The organism is Holdemanella hominis (genome assembly GCF_014306155.1).
Taxonomy (GTDB): Bacteria; Bacillota_I; Bacilli_A; order Erysipelotrichales; family Erysipelotrichaceae; genus Holdemanella; species Holdemanella hominis.
Map to the genome: position 1 here is coordinate 1 of NZ_JACRWH010000105.1, position 1,827 is coordinate 1,827.

Below are 1,827 nucleotides of genomic sequence, written 5' to 3' on the forward strand. Positions count from 1 at the left end.
TTAATATCTTGTATATTGAATTCGGATTCGTCTAAATTTGTAATAATACTTTCGTAGGTATCATCACTAATTTTGAAACGTACAACACGACATTCAAAATCAAAATAAGGGCTTCCGTCAAAAAAATTCAAATTTCCAAAAAAAAAGAGGAGCACATTTTTTTGTTCCCCTCAAAGCCGTCATTTCTTAATTAAATAACATTGGAAATCTCTGACTTTTTTATTTATGTAACTGCTTCAAATGCTTTATCCAAATCTTGAATTATACCATCAATGTTTTCACATCTTATGCTTAAACGAATTGTGTTCGGACGAATTCCCTGATCTAGTAACTCATCTTATGTACATTGTGAATGTGTTGTTGTCACCGGATAAATCACTAACGATTTAACATCCGCAACATTCGCCAATAAGGAGAATAATACTAGATTTTCTATAAAATCTTTAGCTTTTTGTGTATCCCTCTTAATGTCAAACGTGAAGATATAGCCTCCTCCATTAGGAAAATGTTTTTTATACAACTCTTGTTGATTAGGATCTGTAGAGACGCTAGGATGAGATACGCTTTCTACTTGAGCATGATTATTCAAATATTCGACGACTTTTAATGCGTTATTACTATGACTTTCCACACGTAAGGATAATGTTTCTAACCCTTGTAAGAATTAAAATGCATTGAAAGGAGAAACTACAACTCCTGTATCTCTTAAAAGAATTGCACGCCCTTAGTGACGAATGCTGCAACTCCATATGTTTGTGTAAAACTTATACCATGATAACTTGGATTTGGTTTTGTCAATGAATCGGATTTACCGCTAGCTTCACAATCAAATTTTCTTTCCTCCATCAACGATAACACCACCAATACTAGTTCCGTGACCTCAAATAAATTTTGTGGCTGAATGAATAAAAATATCAGCTCCATATTCAATTGGTCTCACTAAATACTATGAGGCGAATGTATTATCCACTACTAATGGAATCTTATGTTTATGAGCAATCTTTGTGATTGATTCAATATCTACTACATCAGAATTTGGATTACCCAATGTTTCAATATACAAAGCCTTTGTCTTTTCATTAATAGCACTTTCAATTTCTTCTTCATTAAAGATAGCTACAAAGTTTGTTTCAATCCCATACTTAAGTAGAGTGTTCTCCAATAAAATTAAATGAACCACCATATATATTTTTGGCTGAAACAATATTGTCCCATTTTGAGCTAAATTTAATATTGTATATGTAACAGCCGCTGCACCAGATGCTACGGCTAACTCAGCTACACCACCTTCAATAGCTGCTATACGCTTTTCAAATACATACTCACTTGCATTCGTTAAACATCCATAAATATTTCCTGCATCACTCAATCCAAAACGTGCTGCTGCATGATCGCAATTTCTAAACACATAAGATGGTGTTTGATAAATAGGCACTGCACGTTCATCAGTTGTTGGATCTGTTTGTTCTTGTCCTACATGTAGTTGTAATATTTCGAATTTAAAATTTCGTTGATCTCAATTTAATTTAGTTATAATCATCCTCTTTATTTAATACTATTCTTATATGTTTTCTATGATAAAAAATGTTTATTATGGCAACGATAAATACAATTATTTACATTGTATTTAAATTTCTTTTATTTTAAGATAAAAAAAGCATCAAGTCATATAAAATGATTTGTATGGGCGCTTTTCATTTGCCAAGTTTTGTTTACATCTCTATTTAATTCTATACTTCAATTATGGACACCACTTATCATTCAAACATTCCAATTGAAACTCTATCATTATTAGATTGTGATGTTAAAAACTTCAATTTTATTCAT

At 31.4% G+C, this 1,827-nt stretch carries 2 protein-coding genes and 1 pseudogene; all 3 read right to left on the minus strand.

Annotated features, from left to right (window positions below; genetic code table 11):
* Nucleotides 1-337: 337 nt before the first annotated feature.
* A pseudogene (locus H8911_RS12830) lies at nucleotides 338-649 on the minus strand (PLP-dependent transferase); the annotation flags it as partial.
* Between the two features lie 56 nt (nucleotides 650-705).
* Nucleotides 706-846, minus strand: a complete 141-nt coding sequence (locus H8911_RS12835; protein WP_255466375.1) for a hypothetical protein — start codon at nucleotides 844-846, stop codon at nucleotides 706-708.
* 100 nt (nucleotides 847-946) lie between these two features.
* A complete protein-coding gene (locus H8911_RS12840; protein ID WP_369410308.1) occupies nucleotides 947-1,492 on the minus strand; it encodes an aminotransferase class I/II-fold pyridoxal phosphate-dependent enzyme in 546 nt (181 codons plus the stop codon).
* Nucleotides 1,493-1,827 lie beyond the last annotated feature (335 nt).

Excerpts from the sequence above, each read along its gene's own strand:
- H8911_RS12835 (WP_255466375.1), bottom strand. The coding sequence starts at position 846 with ATGGAGGAAAGAAAATTTGATTGTGAAGCTAGCGGTAAATCCGATTCA.